The organism is Cellulomonas massiliensis JC225, from assembly GCF_000312005.1.
Taxonomy (GTDB): domain Bacteria; phylum Actinomycetota; class Actinomycetes; order Actinomycetales; family Cellulomonadaceae; genus Cellulomonas; species Cellulomonas massiliensis.
Genome location: NZ_HE978588.1, coordinates 236,914 through 251,483, shown reverse-complemented (window position 1 = coordinate 251,483; position 14,570 = coordinate 236,914). Strand labels below are relative to the sequence as shown.

The 14,570-nt window shown below is 74.4% G+C and carries 13 protein-coding genes; 9 read left to right on the top strand and 4 right to left on the bottom strand.

The window, feature by feature from the left end; all coding sequences use genetic code 11:
- Nucleotides 1-130 precede the first annotated feature (130 nt).
- The 8 genes from HGCM_RS01145 to HGCM_RS01110 all read left to right on the top strand — a co-directional run bounded on the left by HGCM_RS01145 (nucleotide 131) and on the right by HGCM_RS01110 (nucleotide 8,441).
- Nucleotides 131-1,114 (top strand): ribose-phosphate diphosphokinase, encoded by a 984-nt coding sequence (locus HGCM_RS01145; RefSeq protein ID WP_019135063.1) that lies wholly within the window; start codon nucleotides 131-133, stop codon nucleotides 1,112-1,114.
- Between the two features lie 12 nt (nucleotides 1,115-1,126).
- Nucleotides 1,127-1,795, top strand: a complete 669-nt coding sequence (locus tag HGCM_RS01140; RefSeq protein ID WP_019135062.1) for an SIMPL domain-containing protein — start codon at nucleotides 1,127-1,129, stop codon at nucleotides 1,793-1,795.
- Nucleotides 1,796-1,860: 65 nt separating this feature from the next.
- Nucleotides 1,861-3,204, top strand: a complete 1,344-nt coding sequence (locus HGCM_RS01135) for an acyltransferase family protein (RefSeq protein ID WP_019135061.1) — start codon at nucleotides 1,861-1,863, stop codon at nucleotides 3,202-3,204.
- A 149-nt stretch (nucleotides 3,205-3,353) separates the two neighbouring features.
- Nucleotides 3,354-3,989: a 50S ribosomal protein L25/general stress protein Ctc gene (locus HGCM_RS01130; protein ID WP_019135060.1), complete on the top strand. Its 636-nt coding sequence runs from the start codon at nucleotides 3,354-3,356 to the stop codon at nucleotides 3,987-3,989.
- A gap of 107 nt (nucleotides 3,990-4,096) precedes the next feature.
- Entirely contained in the window at nucleotides 4,097-4,717 is a 621-nt protein-coding gene (pth, locus tag HGCM_RS01125; RefSeq protein ID WP_019135059.1) for an aminoacyl-tRNA hydrolase, read from the top strand.
- 144 nt (nucleotides 4,718-4,861) lie between these two features.
- Nucleotides 4,862-6,391 (top strand): sugar transferase, encoded by a 1,530-nt coding sequence (locus HGCM_RS01120; RefSeq protein ID WP_019135058.1) that lies wholly within the window; start codon nucleotides 4,862-4,864, stop codon nucleotides 6,389-6,391.
- A 131-nt stretch (nucleotides 6,392-6,522) separates the two neighbouring features.
- Nucleotides 6,523-7,695 (top strand): DUF1972 domain-containing protein, encoded by a 1,173-nt coding sequence (locus HGCM_RS01115; protein WP_019135057.1) that lies wholly within the window; start codon nucleotides 6,523-6,525, stop codon nucleotides 7,693-7,695.
- Nucleotides 7,695-8,441: a CDP-alcohol phosphatidyltransferase family protein gene (locus HGCM_RS01110; protein WP_019135056.1), complete on the top strand. Its 747-nt coding sequence runs from the start codon at nucleotides 7,695-7,697 to the stop codon at nucleotides 8,439-8,441. Before HGCM_RS01115 ends, HGCM_RS01110 begins: the two co-directional genes overlap by 1 nt.
- Before the next feature lie 9 nt (nucleotides 8,442-8,450).
- On the opposite strand, the gene HGCM_RS01105 is transcribed toward HGCM_RS01110, so the two are convergent.
- Entirely contained in the window at nucleotides 8,451-9,608 is a 1,158-nt protein-coding gene (locus tag HGCM_RS01105; protein WP_019135055.1) for a glycosyltransferase family 4 protein, read from the bottom strand.
- Nucleotides 9,609-10,015: 407 nt separating this feature from the next.
- On the opposite strand from HGCM_RS01105, the gene HGCM_RS20150 reads away from it, so the two are divergent.
- Nucleotides 10,016-11,464, top strand: a complete 1,449-nt coding sequence (locus tag HGCM_RS20150; protein WP_154653409.1) for a right-handed parallel beta-helix repeat-containing protein — start codon at nucleotides 10,016-10,018, stop codon at nucleotides 11,462-11,464.
- Between the two features lies 1 nt (nucleotide 11,465).
- Here HGCM_RS20150 and HGCM_RS01095 read toward each other — a convergent pair whose 3' ends face one another.
- The 3 genes from HGCM_RS01095 to HGCM_RS19545 form a co-directional block, all read right to left on the bottom strand.
- A complete protein-coding gene (locus tag HGCM_RS01095) occupies nucleotides 11,466-12,818 on the bottom strand; it encodes a lipopolysaccharide biosynthesis protein (protein ID WP_026075165.1) in 1,353 nt (450 codons plus the stop codon).
- Nucleotides 12,815-14,368 (bottom strand): glycosyltransferase family 39 protein, encoded by a 1,554-nt coding sequence (locus tag HGCM_RS19550; RefSeq protein ID WP_019135052.1) that lies wholly within the window; start codon nucleotides 14,366-14,368, stop codon nucleotides 12,815-12,817. The genes HGCM_RS01095 and HGCM_RS19550 overlap by 4 nt, the downstream gene beginning before the upstream one ends.
- Nucleotides 14,355-14,570, bottom strand: a 216-nt coding sequence (locus tag HGCM_RS19545; RefSeq protein ID WP_026075164.1) for a hypothetical protein, incomplete at its 5' end; no start/stop codon positions are given. The genes HGCM_RS19545 and HGCM_RS19550, both read right to left, overlap by 14 nt.

Genomic DNA, 14,570 nt, shown 5'->3' with positions numbered 1-14,570 from the left:
AGCGCGCCGCGCAGGCCGCCGCCGGCAGCGCCCCGACGCCGCCACGCCCGCTGCCGGGCCAGCCCGCGCAGATCGCCGACCTCACCGACCTGGCCGACCCCACCGACCCGACGCTGAAGGGCACCACCCGATGACGGGGATCGTCTCCCACGACGGCATCAAGCAGCTCGTCCTCGTCTCCGGGCGCGCGCACCCGGAGCTCGCGCAGTCGGTCGCCGACGCGCTCGGCATCGACCTCGTGCCGACGACGGCGTACGAGTTCGCGAACGGGGAGATCTACACCCGGTTCGGGGAGTCGGTGCGCGGCGCCGACGCGTTCGTGCTGCAGTCGCACGCGTCGCCCATCAACCAGTGGATCATGGAGCAGCTGCTCATGGTCGACGCGCTCAAGCGGGCCTCGGCCAAGACGATCACCGTGGTCGCCCCGTTCTACGGGTACGCGCGCCAGGACAAGAAGCACCGGGGCCGCGAGCCGATCTCCGCCCGCCTCATGGCCGACCTGTTCAAGACCGCCGGGGCGGACCGGCTCATGAGCATCGACCTGCACTCGGCGCAGATCCAGGGGTTCTTCGACGGCCCCGTCGACCACCTCTGGGCCATGCCGATCCTCACGGAGTACGTGCGCACCCGCGTGGACCTGTCGAACGTCACGGTCGTCTCGCCGGACGCCGGCCGCATCCGCGTGGCCGAGCAGTGGGCGGCCAAGCTCGGCGGCGGGCCCCTGGCCTTCGTCCACAAGACGCGGGACATCCGCCGCCCCAACCAGGCCGTCGCCAACCGGGTCGTCGGTGACGTCGAGGGCCGCTCGTGCGTCATCACCGACGACCTCATCGACACCGCCGGCACGATCACCGGCGCGGTGCGGGTGCTGCTCGAGGCCGGCGCGAAGGACGTCATCGTCGCGGCGACGCACGGCGTGCTGTCCGCCCCCGCGGTCGACCGGCTGCAGGAGTGCGGCGCGCGCGAGGTCATCATCACCGACACGCTGCCGATCGACGACGACAAGCGGTTCCCCAAGCTCACCGTCCTGTCGGTCGCGCCGCTCATCGCGCGCGCGATCCGCGAGGTGTTCGACGACGGGTCCGTCACCAGCCTGTTCGACGGCAACGCCTGAGCCGGGCGCGACATGAGCGCTGACGACGCCCTCGCCGGCGAGGGCCGCCGGGACCGCGCCGGCGGCGGCGTCACGGTCCGCGGCACCGGCTCGGCCGCCGCGGAGCCCGACGTCGTCGTCGTCGACCTCGGTGCGGAGGTGCGCGCGGCGGACGTGGGCGCCGCGCTCGCGGAAGCCACGGGCGCGCTCACGCGCATGCGCTCCGCGCTGACGGCCGCGGGCGTCGACGCCCGCGCCGTGCGGACCTCGTCGACCTCCACCTGGACGGAGACGACCGAGCAGGGGACCGTCCGGGTCGTGGCCCGGCTCGGCCTCCTCGTCACGCTGACCGACGTGGGCGCCGCGGGGCCGACGATCGGCGCCGCGCTGGAGGCCGGGGGCTCGTCCGCCTGGCTGGGCGGGCTGCGCCTCGTCGTCAGCGACCCCGCCCAGGCGGAGGCGACCGCACGCGAGGCCGCCTACGACGACGCCGCCGCGAAGGCCGCGCACCTCGCGCACCTGGCCGGCCGCTCGCTCGGCGACGTCGTCTGGATCCGCGAGGACGAGGCCGGCGGCGCCGCGCCGCTGCGCCTCGCGCGGACGGAGTCGGCCGCCAAGCTCGACGTGCCCGTCGACGCCGGCGAGCAGTCGGTGCACGCGGCCCTCGTCGTGCGCTGGGCGTGGGCGGCCCCGACCGCCTGACGCCCGGCGGCAATTCACCCCATACCGGGCGCAGCGGGCGCCCTTCGTCCTCCTACTGTCGGTGCATGGCTGTCGAGGCGTCGGACGAGGAGCGGCACGAGGCCGTCGCCGTCGCCGACGCCGCGCCGCCCGCGACCGAGCCCGTGACCGAGCCCGTGACCGAGCCGGTGGTCGAGCCCGTCGCCGAGCGCCGGCCCGGCGTCGTGGTGGGCCTCGACGGCCTGCGGGCGCTCGCCGCCCTGGCGGTCATCGCGTACCACGTGCAGTTCCTCGCCCGGCAGGCGAGCGGACCCGTGCCGGCCGCGTCCGCCGTCGGCTGGGTCGGCGTGGACCTGTTCTTCGCGATCTCGGGCTTCATCCTCATGATCCCGTTCGCGCGCGCGCACGGCACCGGCGCCCGGACGAGCCTGCGGACGTTCTACACCCGCCGCGCGCGCCGCATCGTCCCCGGGTTCTGGCTGAACCTGGCGATCCTCGCGCTGCTCGCCGGCCCCGCGCTGCTGCTGTCCGGCAGGGGCTGGGCGACGATCGCCGCGGACGCCACGTTCACCGCCGGCTACCTCGGCTACCCCTCGCTCAACGCCGTGTACTGGTCGCTCTACTGCGAGGCGGCGTTCTACCTCGCCCTGCCGTTCCTGGCCAAGGCGTTCGTGGGCCGCCGCTGGTGGTGGGGGCTGCCCGCGGTGGTCGCGCTGGGGGCGGCGTTCCGCTGGGCCGTCGTGACGTTCGTCGACGCCGACCGGTTCTTCACGCCGATCATGCAGTTCCCGGGCGTGATCGACCAGTTCGCCTTCGGGATGGTCGCGGCCGTGCTCTGGGTCCGGGTCGAGCGCGACCCCGACCGCGTGCCGGGCCGCCTGCTGCTGGCGCTGGCCGTCGCGGGCGTGGCCGGAGCGGCCGGCCTCACGCTGCTCATCCAGAAGGTGCTGACGCTCGACGGCTTCTGGACGGCGTCGACGTCGTTCGGCCCGTGGCCGCTCGTCCTCCTGCGGCCCGGGCTGTCCCTGTGCTTCGCGCTCGTCATCGTCGGCGTCTGCCTGCGACCCAACCCGGTCCGGGCGGCGCTCGACCACCGGGTCGTGCGGTACCTGGGCGTCGTGAGCTTCGGGCTGTACCTGTGGCACCTGCCCATCACGCGCGAGCTGGGTCCGTACCTCGGGACGACCGGCGGCTCGAGCGCCGGCTACCTCCTGCGTTTCGTCGTCGTGGCCGCCGCGTCGGTCGCCTGCGCGGCCGTCTCGTACCACCTCGTCGAGCGCCGGTTCCTGGGCCGCCGCGAGGTCGCGGTCAACCAGGCCCGCGTTTCCGAGGACCGGCGCCGACCGGGTAGGATCTTCGGGTTGCCTCGGCGAGGGACGACGGACGGTCGGCGAGTGGCTCGGTCCACGACGGCGGTCCCCGGTCCGTGATCGACAGGGTGGCCCGCCTCCGCGTGCCCGTCCTGCGTCCCGCGTCGAGGCCACCACACGCACCCACGGTCGTCGCGTGCTCGCGCCGCCCGTACCGCACCTGAACGCCCGCTCGCCGCGGGCCACCACCAAGCCCGTTGGGAGTCCACGTGTCCGAGATCAAGCTCGCCGCCACCACGCGCACGGAGTTCGGCAAGGGCGCCGCCCGCCGCCTGCGCCGCGCCCACCAGGTGCCCGCCGTCCTGTACGGCCACGGCTCCGACCCGCTGCACGTCGCCCTGCCGGGCCACGAGACGATGCTCGCGGTCAAGCACGCGAACGCCCTCTTCGAGATCGACCTCGAGGGCAAGAAGACGCTGGCGATCGCCAAGGACGTCCAGGTCGACCCGGTCAAGATGACGATCGAGCACGTCGACCTGCTCATCGTGAAGAAGGGCGAGAAGGTCGCCGTCGACGTGCCGGTGCACGTCGTGGGCGAGTCCGCCCCCGGCACGATCCACCTCGTCGACACGCAGACGCTGTCGCTCGAGGCCGAGGCGACGCACCTGCCCGCCGCGGTCGAGGTCTCGATCGAGGGCGCCGAGGCCGGCGCGGTCATCACGGCGGCCGACATCACGCTGCCGCAGGGCACGTCGCTCGTGACGGACGGCGAGACGATCGTCGTCACGATCTCGGTGCCGCAGGTGAGCGCGGACGACGTCGCCGCCGACGAGGCCGCCGCGGAGCTCGCCGCCGAGCAGTCCGCCGCCTCCGGCGCGGCCGCCGAGGCCGGCCAGGAGTCCTGACCCCCCGCAGCACCGCTGCGCACGCACCACCGCCGACGCCCGGTACCGTCTCGCACGGGCCGGGCGTCGGCGTACGACCCGCCGGCGACGGCGACCCGGGAGGACGCATGGCAGAGGGACCCTGGCTCGTCGTCGGGCTGGGCAACCCGGGGCCGCAGTACGCCGGCAACCGGCACAACGTGGGCCAGATGGTGCTCGACGAGCTGGCGCGCCGCACGGGCGCCGCGTTCGCCGCCGGCCGCGGCGGCGTGCTCTCCCGGCGCCCGCAGGCGGCCGTCGCGGAGGCGCGGCTCGGCACCCTGCCCGGAGGGGCACCGGGCCCGCGCGTCGTCCTGGCGAAGCCGACGACGTACATGAACGTCTCCGGCGGCCCCGTCGCGGCGCTCGCGCGCTACTACGACGTCCCGCCCGAGCGGGTCGTCATGGTGCACGACGAGCTGGACATCCCGTTCGCCGACGTGCGCCTCAAGAAGGGCGGCGGCGAGGGCGGCCACAACGGGCTGCGCGACACCACCAAGGCGCTCGGCACGAAGGACTACGTGCGGGTGCGCGTGGGCGTCGGGCGCCCGCCGGGCCGGCAGGACCCCGCCGACTTCGTCCTCAAGGACTTCGCCAAGCCCGAGCAGAAGGACCTGCCCTGGCTGCTGGACCGCGCCGCCGACGCGGTCGAGGCGGTCGTCCTCGACGGCCTCGAGGCCGCGCAGCTCCGGTTCCACACCCGCGCCTGAGCCGGGTGACAGCGGCCGTGACGCGGCGTCACGGCACATGGGATGAAATCGGTCACGTCCGGGTGAAATCGGACAGAAGGTACTGATCGGTACAGACCAGCACGGATAGCCTCCCCCTGTTCACATGACTTCCGGGGGGTTGCCATGACGCTGACGGCGGACCGCGGTGCGGCGCCGGACCACGACTGGAGCGACCGGCGCGCCCACGCGCTGGGGCCGCGCCTGTCGTGGGCGTCGCCGCGCCCGTTCGACGTCCGTCACACCCCGTTCAACGAGCCCGAGGTCCGCTCGCGGGGCTGGGCGGTCGCGGGGCTGCGCTACCGGCGCAGCGTCGTGGCGTCCGACCTGCTGCTCGCCGCGACGGTGGGCACGACGATCCTCGAGCCGCGGCTCGGCGCCTCGCTCGGCACCGCCCTGTGGGTGGCGCTCGCGGCCGTCGGGTTCGTGGCCTGCGTGGCCGTCCTGCACGGCTACCACATGCACCGCATCGGGACCGGGGTGCAGGAGTTCCAGTCCGTCGGCCTCGGCGGCATGCTCCTGTCCGCGGCCGTCATCATGACGGCGTTCACGCTGCAGGCGAGCCCGCCGCGGTCGGTCGTCTTCATCGGCGTCCCGGCACTCGTCCTGGCCGCCTCCGTCGCGCGGTACGTGCTGCGCAAGCGCCTGCACCACCAGCGCCGGCTGGGCCTGGACATGCAGCGGACCGTCGTCATCGGCTCGCCGGGCAGCGCCGCGCGCGCCGCGACGGACCTCCAGGCCGCGCCGCACGAGGGCTACGACGTCGTGGGCATGTGCCTGCCGTCGATCGAGGACGAGGCGGACGCGGACACCGTTCCGGTGCTCGGCGCGATCGCCGACGTGGTGCAGGTCGTCGCGGACTACGCGATCGACGTCGTCATCGTCACCGGGGGAGTGCTCAGCGGCGACGCGACGCGACGGCTGTCGTGGGCGCTCGACCGCGCCGGCGCGGCCCTCGTGGTGGTCCCGGAGCTCGTCGAGGTCAGCCGCCCGCGCCTGACCGTCCGCCCGTCCGGCTCCGTGCCGATGCTGGAGGTCGAGGTCGCCCCGCCGCGCCGCCGGCTGCTCGCGAAGGCCGCGATGGACTGGACGATCACGCCCCTCGCCGCGCTCCTCGCGCTGCCGGTCGTCGCGGTGCTCGCGGTGCTCGTGAAGCTGACGTCGCCGGGACCGGCGTTCTACGGCGCGACCCGTGCGGGCGTCGACGGTCGCCCCTTCACGATGTGGAAGCTGCGCTCGATGTACGTGGACGCGGACGCGCGCCGCGAGGAGCTGCTGGCCCGCAACGAGGGCTCCGGCGTCCTGTTCAAGCTCCGCGACGACCCCCGCGTGACGCCGCTCGGCCGGTTCATGCGCAAGTTCTCGCTCGACGAGCTGCCGCAGCTGTGGAACGTGGTGCGGGGCGACATGTCGCTCGTCGGCCCGCGCCCGCCGCTCGTCAGCGAGGTGCAGGCGTACGAGGACCAGGTGCACCGCCGGCTGCGCGTGAAGCCGGGCCTGACCGGGCTCTGGCAGATCAGCGGCCGCTCCGACCTCGACTGGGACGACGCGGTGCGGCTCGACCTGCGCTACGCGGACAACTGGTCCGTCGGGATGGACCTGCAGATCCTCTGGAAGACGGCACGCGCCGTGCTGCGGCCCAGCGGGGCGTACTGACGGCGAGCGCTGCGCGGCCCCTCCACGGGCCGCTGATCTCACCCACGGTCGGGAGGGTGAGATCGACGCGCGTCCACCGCCGTGGGCACGCCGGCTTCCTAGGCTGACGAGACGGGACGAGAGGGGACCTGGTGCGGGAACGGGACGCGCGGCTGTCGATCGCGCTCGTCGGGACGCGCGGGGTCCCCGCGCGCTACGGCGGGTTCGAGACCGCCGTCGAGGAGATCGGCTCGCGGCTGTCCGCCCGCGGGCACCGCGTCCGCGTGTACTGCCGGGCGGGGAACGACGACGACGCCCGCCGGCGCACGTACCGCGGGATGGAGCTCGTCACGCTCCCGGCGGTGCGCCGGCGCGAGCTGGAGACGCTCTCCCACACCGGGTTGTCCGCCGCCCACCTGCTCGTGCGGCGTACGGACGTCGCGTTCGTGTTCAACGCCGCCAACGCCCCGTTCCTGCCGCTCCTGCGGCTCGCCCGCGTGCCCGTCGCGACGCACGTCGACGGGCTGGAGTGGAAGCGCGCCAAGTGGGGAGCCCGCGGGCGGCAGTACTACCGGTGGGCCGAGCAGGCGAGCGTCCGGTGGTCGGACGCGCTCATCTCGGACGCGCACGGCATCGCGGACTACTACCGGTCGGAGTTCGACGTGCCGTCGCGCTACATCCCGTACGGCGCGCCGCTGCTCGACGACGTCACGGACGACCGGCTGGCCGAGCTCGGCCTCGAGGCGCGCGGGTACCACCTCGTGGTCGCGCGGTTCGAGAAGGAGAACCACGTGCTCCAGGTGGTGGAGGGCTACGCGCGCTCGTCCGCGCGCCTCCCGCTCGTGGTCGTGGGGTCGGCCCCCTACGCGGACGAGTACGTCTCGGCCGTGCACGCCGTCGCGGAGGGCGACGCCCGCATCCGGATGCTCGGCGGGGTGTGGGACCAGGCGCTGCTCGACCAGCTCTACCGGCACGCCTTCACCTACCTGCACGGGCACTCGGTCGGGGGGACGAACCCGTCGCTCCTGCGCGCGATCGGCGCGTCCGCGCCGACGACCGCGTTCGACGTCTCCTTCAACCGGGAGGTCCTGCAGGGCGCGGGCGTGTACTTCTCGACCCCGCTCGACGTCGCGGAGCTGGTGGAGAAGGCCGAGGCCGACCCGGAGGCGACGCGCGAGCGGGGCGTCGCCGGCCGTGCCCGCGCGGCGGACTTCGACTGGGACCGCGTGGCGGACGACTACGAGCGCCTGGCGCGCGACCTGAGCACCCGGACGGTCCCGGGGCCGCAGCGCCGCGCACGCCGGCGGGGGGAGGAGGGCTCCTGATGCCCACGTACCTCGAGACCGTGCAGCTGCTGGCGTCCGCGCAGAAGGACGCGGCGCGCGGCGCCCCCGCCTACTCCCGGTTCGTCAACCGGCGGCTCGGGCGGCTGCTGGCGGCGTGGGCCTTCCGTCGCGGGCTCTCCCCGAACGCGGTGACGGGCCTCAGCGCCCTCGCCACCTTCGGCGGCATCGCGGCCACCGCCCTGCTCGCGCCCGCGTGGTGGGTCGGCGTGCTGGTCGCGGTGCTGCTCGTCCTCGGGTACGCGCTCGACTCCGCCGACGGCCAGGTGGCGCGCCTGACGGGGCGGGGCAGCCCGGCCGGGGAGTGGCTCGACCACGTCGTCGACGCGACCAAGATCTCCGCCATGCCGCTGGCCCTGCTCGTGGGGTGGTACCGCTTCGACGCCGTGGACCGCGCGTGGCTGCTCGTGCCGATCGTGCACGCGGTGGTCGGCCCGGTGTACTTCTTCGCGATGATCCTCACGGAGCAGCTGCGCCGCGCGCACGGCGTCCGGAGCACCGCGGCGCCGGGCGGCCGCCTGCCTTGGCTGCGCTCGCTCGTGGCCCTGCCCACGGACTACGGGGTGCTCTGCCTGCTGTTCCTGCTCTACGGCTGGATCTCGGGGTTCGTGGTGCTCTACGGGCTCGTCGTGCTCGCCACGGCGGTGTACCTCGCGCTCGCGCTGGGCAAGTGGTTCCGGGAGATGGGCCGGCTCGGCGCGTCCGCCGGCGGTGCGCCCGCCGCCTGAGGCCGCGGGTCAGCCGACCGTGTCCTCGACCGCCCGCACGACCTGCCGCGCGTAGGCGTCGACGGAGAACCGGTCGAGCGCGTCGACGCGGCCGCGCGTCGCGAGGTCGGACGCCAGCGCCCGGTCGTCGAGCAGGGTCGCGATCGCGTCGGCCAGCGCCCGGGGGTCGCCCGGGGGGACGAGGAGGCCGGTCTCGCCGTCGCGGACGACCTCGCGCAGCCCCTGGGTGCGGGAGGCGACGAGCGGACGCCGGGCGAGGAGCGCCTCCACCGCCGTGTTGCCGAACGGCTCGACGCGGGAGGGCACGAGCGCGACGTCGCACCCGGCCAGGACGGGCCACGTCGGCCGGACGTACCCGAGCAGCTGCACGGCCCCCTCGAGCGGCGCGGACGCGGCCCGGGACGCGAGCTCCTGCTCGTACCACTCGTAGCCCGCGAACGGCGTCCCGCAGACGGTGAGGCGGACGTCGCGGCCCTCCTCGCGCAGGAGCCGGACGGCGTCCAGCGCGACGTCGACCCCCTTGCGGGGCGACAGCCGGCCGACGAGGGCGAGGTGCGCCGCACCGTCGAGCTCCCGGCGCGGCGGGGTCGGCTCGTCGACGGGGCCGGGGACGCCGTTGTGGACCACCCGGGTCCGGCGCGCCAGCCGCGGCACCGAGCGGCGCAGCACCTCGGCGGCCGCGTGCGAGTTGGCGACGACGACGCGCGCGGCGAGGAGCTGCGCGGCGAGCAGGAACCGGACGGCCGTCGGCTGGTCCTCCTCCGCCTCGTGCACGTGGCAGAGCGCGGGGACGCCGGCGAGCCCGGCCGCCGCCAGCCAGCTCGGGACGGTCAGCGTGTTGACCAGGACGGCGTCGGGACGCTCACGGCGCAGCGCCCGGGCCGAGCCGACGGTGGCGCGCGCCAGCCCGGCGAGCAGCCCCGGGAGGCGGCGGGGGTGCAGCTCCGCCTTGCGCAGGACCGGGTAGGGGACGAGCACCGCGCGGGCGCCGCGCGCCTCGAGCTCGGCGACGAGCGGGCCGTCGTCCGGGAGGACGACGGTGACCGTCCAGGCCGCGCGGACGAGGGCGCCGACCGTCTCGAGCAGCTGGCGGTCGGAGCCGTACAGGTCGGGGCTGGGGTGCGCCACGACGAGGGACCGGGGGCGTGGATCGTCGGTCGGCTGCATCGACGCTGATCCTATCGAGGCGCTCCGGATGCCCGAGATGTCGCGGTTGTCCGTTCTGCTGTGACGAACGTCACAGTGTGACCGGTATCCCCCGTCCGAGTGACGCGCGGGTGAACGTTGTCGCAGGTAACGGAACGGTCACGGCCCCCTGGCCCCGGGTGATCGCGGCCGATCCGGAGGGCCGGAGAGCCGTCGCGTCCGGATCGACGGGTGTCATGTGCTTCCCTACTGGACGACCGAATGGGTGAATCCTCCTGAGAACAGCGCTCTGTGCTCATGGGTCCGGGGGGACCACGCCGACAAAGCAGACACCTGTGACGAACGTGATCAAGAAGAGGTTCCCCGTGGTACACCATCGAACGAGCGCGGCTGCCGTGCAGCCGACCCGTCCCGTGATCGCCTGGCTGATGGCTCTCGCCGTCGTCGCCGGTGCGCTGGTGGCGTTCAACGCGTTCTCGGCCAGCGCCGCCGAGGCCACCTCCAAGACGGTCACCGTGTCGCCGGCCGTGAAGGTCGTCGACTACCAGGTCATCAAGCCCGGCAAGACGCTCACCGTCGCGCTGCCGAAGAGCGTGCCGTCGACCGCGACGTCGGCCACGTTCACCGTCTGGGCCAAGTACGCGTGGCGGGCGACGAAGGTCTCCGTCTGCGCCGGCACGACGGCGCCCGCGAGCTGCACGAAGTCGCCGGCGCTCACCACCAAGACGCAGTCCGCGGCGCAGGCGACCACCACGGTGGCGCTCAAGGGCCAGCGGTCGGTGACCGTGCACAACTCCTCGGCCAGCGCCCGCGTGACGGTGACGCTGACGAAGTACGTCGTGCCGGCCGGCACCGCGACGTCCACGCCGACGAAGTCCGCGACGCCCACGAAGTCGGCGACGCCGACCGCGACGCCGACGAAGACGGCCACCCCGACGCCGACGCCCACCAAGACGGCCACGCCGACGCCGACGAAGACGGCCACGCCGACGCCCACGCCCACCAAGACGGCCACGCCGACCCCCACGCCCACCTCGACCGCCCCGGTCACCAAGGAGAACTGGGCTCCGCCGAGCGTCAAGGCGCCGTCGGGCAAGCCGGGCCCCTCCAACACCGGGGTGCCGAGCGGGACGTCGCTGAAGGTCCACAACGGTGACCTCGTCATCGACGAGCCGGGCAAGCACATCGACGGCCTCGAGATCCGCGGCTACGTGAGCATCCACGCGCCGAACGTCGTGATCACCAACAGCCGCATCGTCGGCCCGGACTCCGTGCCGCCCTACGACCGCGGCCTCATCCAGATCCGCGACGCGGCCGACAGCGTCACGGTCGTCGACTCGGAGATCTACGCCCAGCACCCCTCGTACCGGGTGCGCGGCATCATCGGCAAGAACTTCACGCTCACCCGGGTCGAGATGCGTGACGTCGTCGACCAGATGATCATCACGGGCGACAACGTGACGGTGCAGGACTCGTGGCTGCACTCGAACGCGTACTGGGTGAAGGACCCGAACTACAACAACACCCCGACGCACGACGACAACGCCCAGATCTCCATCGGGAAGAACATCAAGTTCCTCCGCAACACGATGCAGGGGACGCACAACGCGTCGATCATGATCACGCAGGACCGCGGCGACGTCAGCGACGTCACGGTGGCCGGCAACTTCATCGACAACGGCGCGTGCTCGATCAACATCGCGGAGAAGAGCTACGGCCCGATCCAGCGCATGACGATCAAGGACAACGTCTTCGGCGGCAACACCTGGGTCAAGAGCTGCGCGATCCTGTCGCCGGCGACGACCACCGCCGTCCTCAGCGCCTCGAACAACACGTGGCTGGACGGCAGCCCCGTCGCGATCAGCAAGGGTCGCTGAGTCACTCCGTCGAGGCGGTCTCGGCCAGGACGTCCTGGGCCGAGGCCGCCTCGCGGCGTCTGCGCAGGTCCCGCCGGACGTACCAGACGTTCGGCAGGACCTGGCACAGCAGCACCGTGACCGTCGAGCCGACCACCGGACCGGCGGCACCGAGAGGGCCGATGAGGGCCCAGCTCAGCGCGAGGTTCGCCGGGACCAGGACGAGGATCGGCGGCACCTGGAAGCGCAGCCCGGCGGCGTCGGTCATGTACATGCCGAGCGGGTACTTCGCGGCCTGCACGGCGACGAAGGCCACGAACGCGACCACGAGCTGCCAGGGCAGCGTGATGCGCCCGTCGGAGACGAAGGCCGTGAGCCACGGCAGCACGGCGCAGAGCACCCCGGCGACGAGGAGCGCGGCGCCGGTGAACGCCCACATCGCCGCGAACGGCGAGCGGATCGTGCCGGTCGAGCGGTGCTTGGCGAAGATCGGCCACAGCGCCACGCCCGCCGCCGAGATCGTCTGCAGGACGATGCCGAAGAACTGCGACGCCAGGTTGTAGCGGGCGAGCTCCGTCGTCGTCGCCAGGTGGCTCAGCAGCAGGCGGTCGGTCTGCATCGCGATCGGCAGCGCGATCATCTGGACGAGCATGGGGCCGGCGACGTGCATGACGCGGACGCCCGGCACCGCGCGCCGGCGGGGCACGTCCCGGACGGACGCGCCGAGCTGCGGGCCGAGCAGTCGGCGGGCGATGAGGAAGCAGAGCACCGAGACCAGGGCGGCCGCGACGTAGGACCACAGCGGCAGCACCGTGCCGCTCCACCCCGCGGCCAGCGTGACGACGACCGCGAGCATGATGAACGGCGCGACGAGGGCCTGCGTCGCGATCTGGGCGGGGTTGCGGCCGAGGCCGATGAGCGTGCGCTGGCCGATCGTGAACGGCAGCGCGAGCCCGAACAGGACCATGGACCACATCGCGACGGCTCCGGTGCCCGGCAGCAGGTCGTCGCCGAGGATCGCGGGCCAGACGCCCGTGACGCCGAGCACCACGCTCACGACGGCGATGACGCCGCCCGAGCAGAGCAGGATGCGCAGCGCGCTCGTCATCGTGCGGCGCACGACGACGTCGCGGCGCGGGTCGGCGGACTCGGCGATCGCGTTGACCACGGCCGCCCCGATGCCGAGGTCCGCGAACGGCAGCAGGTTCGGCAGGGCGCTGATGAGCCCGTACTGCGCGTACGCCGCCTCCCCGAAGTGGCTGAGGATGAGGCGGCTCGTGACGATGCCGAGCACGCCCGACAACCCGAGCACCAGGACCTTAACGAGCGCCGTCCCGCCGACGGCGGCCCACGGACCTCGCGGGCGCGCGCTCATCGCCGCAGCTCCACGACCTCGGTCTGGCTCCCGCGCCAGGACCAGGCCGGGTGGAAGCCCTCGCGCGCGAGCAGCGCGTCGTCGCGCGCCGCTTCCTCGACGCGGTCCTGGCGGCGGACCACCCACACGGTGCTCACGTCCTGCAGCCGCGCGGTGCTGGCGGCCAGCTCGCGCGAGGTGCCGAACAGCGTGCGGCCCTGCGCCGGGTCCTGGTCGAGCGTGACGTCGACGAGGCCCTCGACCGACCCGGGGTAGCCGAGCGCCACGGTCCGCAGGCTGCGGCGCACCGTGCCGTCGACGGCGTCGTCCCGGGGCCCCCAGTAGACGGCGTCGCCCGGGCGGGCGCGGGCACGCAGCTGCTCGGCGACGAGCGCGAGGTCCGCACCGCTCTTCGCGAGCGTGCTGCGCTGCGACGCCCAGACCGGCGCGACGAGCAGGACGGCGGCGACCCCCACCGCCACGACGGCGCGGCGCGGCAGGGACACGGCTCCCGCCGCGACGAGCACGGCGAGGGCCGGGGCGCAGAACGTCAGGTAGCGGGGGTTGTACAGCGACGGGTCGGCGACCGCGAGCGCCACCAGCGCCACCGTCGGCACGAGCAGCCACGGCAGGGTCCAGGCGAGGAGGGCCGGACGCCGCGTCCGCGACCGCCACGCTCCCAGCAGCGCGAGCGCCCAGCCGAGCGCGGCCAGCGCGACGGCCGCGTACTTCCACACCGCCGGGTCCGACGCCCCGGCGCCTGACGTGGGCGTGGGCGTGTCCCCGAGGAACCACTGGTTGACGACGACGGAGCGCACGAGCGCGAGCGGCCCGAGGTCGCCGGCCCCGAGCTGCCCGCTCTGGTGCAGCGCGAGCCAGCCGAGCCCGGCGACCGGGACGGCCGCGGCGGCGCCCGTCAGGAGCCACGCGCCGAGGCGCTCGCGCCGCACGAGGGCGACCGTGAGGCCGTGGGCCAGCCACAGCAGCACGAGGTACACGTTGACGGCGACCCCGAGCGCGCCGAGCACGCCGTACACGACCCACCGGCGCCAGGACGGGCGCTCCAGCGCGGCGTGCAGCGCGACCCCCGCCAAGACGGCGAGCGCGAGGCTCAGGGCCCAGGGCCTCGCCTCGGTGGCGGCCCAGGCCGCCCGCGGGAGCAGCGCGAGGACCGCTCCGGCCACGGCTCCCGTGCGCAGGTCGGCCAGGCGGGTGGCCAGGACGACGGTGCCCGCCGCCGCGGCGGCGACGGCGAGCGCGCTCGGCAGCCGCACCGCCACCGGCGACGTGCCGGCGAGCGAGGTCCACGCGTGCAGGAGCGCGTAGTACGTGGCGTGCACCGCGTCGAGCTGCTGCACGAGGGCCCACAGCTGCGCGGGCGAGCGGTCGGCCGCCGAGATCGTCGCGACCTCGTCCGACCAGAGCGAGGGCCGCCACGAGCCGACGAAGCCGACCACGCCGGCGAGCACGCCCACCACGGACGCGACGAGCCCGAGCGACGGACCGGTGCCTCCCGGCCCCGCCGACTGCGCGGGCGGCGACGACGGCGCGGCGGCCTCAGTCCTGCTCACGGCCGGAGTCGTCGCCGTTGCCCACGGAGGCGTGCGAGCGGCCGCCGGTGCGGGCCTCCTCCCGCTCGTCCGCCCCCTCCGCGCCCTCGTCCGGGTCGGAGTCCCGTGCGTGCTCACCACCCGTCCGCGGCGGCCACGGGTCCCGCACCGGTCCCGCAGGCGCGGGCACGCCCGCGGCAGCGCCGTCGGCGGCGGGGGAGGT

Bases quoted from the DNA above. Each gene is read 5' to 3' on its own strand.
- HGCM_RS20150 (WP_154653409.1), top strand. From the start codon at position 10,016: ATGGCTCTCGCCGTCGTCGCCGGTGCGCTGGTGGCGTTCAACGCGTTC.
- HGCM_RS01135 (WP_019135061.1), top strand. From the start codon at position 1,861: ATGGCTGTCGAGGCGTCGGACGAGGAGCGGCACGAGGCCGTCGCCGTC.
- HGCM_RS01095 (WP_026075165.1), bottom strand. From the start codon at position 12,818: ATGAGCGCGCGCCCGCGAGGTCCGTGGGCCGCCGTCGGCGGGACGGCG.
- HGCM_RS01140 (WP_019135062.1), top strand. From the start codon at position 1,127: ATGAGCGCTGACGACGCCCTCGCCGGCGAGGGCCGCCGGGACCGCGCC.
- HGCM_RS01105 (WP_019135055.1), bottom strand. From the start codon at position 9,608: ATGCAGCCGACCGACGATCCACGCCCCCGGTCCCTCGTCGTGGCGCAC.
- HGCM_RS01145 (WP_019135063.1), top strand. From the start codon at position 131: ATGACGGGGATCGTCTCCCACGACGGCATCAAGCAGCTCGTCCTCGTC.
- pth (WP_019135059.1), top strand. From the start codon at position 4,097: ATGGCAGAGGGACCCTGGCTCGTCGTCGGGCTGGGCAACCCGGGGCCG.
- HGCM_RS01120 (WP_019135058.1), top strand. From the start codon at position 4,862: ATGACGCTGACGGCGGACCGCGGTGCGGCGCCGGACCACGACTGGAGC.
- HGCM_RS01110 (WP_019135056.1), top strand. From the start codon at position 7,695: ATGCCCACGTACCTCGAGACCGTGCAGCTGCTGGCGTCCGCGCAGAAG.